At 70.9% G+C, this 1,291-nt stretch carries 2 protein-coding genes; both read left to right on the top strand.

Features of this window, described 5'->3' with window-relative positions:
* Positions 1-349, top strand: a 349-nt coding sequence (locus tag G3N94_RS41300; RefSeq protein ID WP_205799906.1) for a hypothetical protein, incomplete at its 5' end; no start/stop codon positions are given.
* Positions 350-441: 92 nt separating this feature from the next.
* Positions 442-1,291 (top strand): peptidylprolyl isomerase (locus G3N94_RS41295; protein ID WP_346778778.1); only part of this gene is annotated, 850 nt, incomplete at its 3' end.

The raw sequence follows: 1,291 nt of genomic DNA, 5'->3' as shown, positions 1-1,291 counted from the left end.
CGCCCGTGACGCGCCGGCCGCCTGGGTCGACTATGCGGAGCGCGTCGCGCAGCACCTGACGGCGGCGCTCGACGATGGCGCCGACGAGGCTGCATGCCGGGTTCGCGCGTATCTGGAGCGCGATGCGGCCCACGGCGCCGACGACGGCGCACCGCCGCCCGCGCTGAGGTTGAAGGCCTGGCTCGATGGCAATGGCGCGATCGAGCGGGTCGAGAGCTCGCCGGCGGGCGATCCGGCATTTGCGGCGGACCTGTGCGCGGCGCTGGTCGGCCGGCCGGTCGGCGTGCCGCCGCCGTCGGGGATGACGCAGCCGGTGGTCGTGCGCGTGCTCATCGCGAGCGCGCCGTGACGGCTCCAGCAGGAGGCGGACGAGGCGGATGTCGGGCCGGGGGCACGACGTCCGGGATCGAGGATAGCAGTCAGACAGGAATGGGAAAGACGGTGAAGAAACTTGCAATGATCGTGGGCAGCCTGATGCTGAGCGCACCGCTTGTCGCGGCCGCGCAGGACGACGTGATCGCGAACGCGGCGCAGGCGTCGGTCACGCAATCCGATATCGCGACGCTGTTGAAGTCGATCGGCGAGGAGGGGCGCACGCGCCTCGCAGCCGATCCCGCCGCGATGGATCAGGTCGTGCGCGCGACCCTTGCGCAGAAGGCCGTGCTCGCCGAAGCGAAGCAGAAGGGCTGGGACAAGCAGGCCGACGTGCAGTCGGCGATCGAGCAGGCGCGACGCGAGATCATCGTGCGCAGCTATCTCACGTCGGTGAACGCGCCGCCGGCCGATTATCCGTCCGATGCGGAGATCCAGGCCGTGTACGAGCAGAACCGCGACGCGTTTACCGTGCCGCGCGCGCTGCACGTCGCGCAGATCTATCTCGCCGTCGCGCCGAACGCGGACGCGGCGAGCGTCGACAAGGTGCGCAAGCAGGCCGCCGACCTCGCGAGCCGTGCGCGCACCGGCGATTTTGCCGCGCTCGCGAAAGCGAATTCGCAGGACAAGGCGAGCGCCGCCAACGGCGGCGACATGGGCTTCGTGCCCGAGCCGATGCTGCTGCCGGCCGTACGGCAGGCGGCCGATGCGCTGAAGCCCGGCCAGGTGTCCGCGCCGATCCAGACGCCGACCGGTTTTCATGTGGTGAGGCTGATCGAGGCGCGGGCCGCGGCGGTGCGTCCGCTCGCGGACGTGAAGGAGCGGGTGCGCGCGACGATGCGTGCGCAGCGTACGCAGCAGGGCGTGCAGGCGTCTCTGGTGAAGTTCGGCGGCAACGCGCCGATCAACGAAGACGCGA

This window comes from Burkholderia sp. Ac-20353 (assembly GCF_017104785.1).
Taxonomy (GTDB): domain Bacteria; phylum Pseudomonadota; class Gammaproteobacteria; order Burkholderiales; family Burkholderiaceae; genus Burkholderia.
The sequence above is the reverse complement of the archived record's forward strand: the minus strand, read 5'-3'. Positions and strand labels throughout refer to the sequence as shown.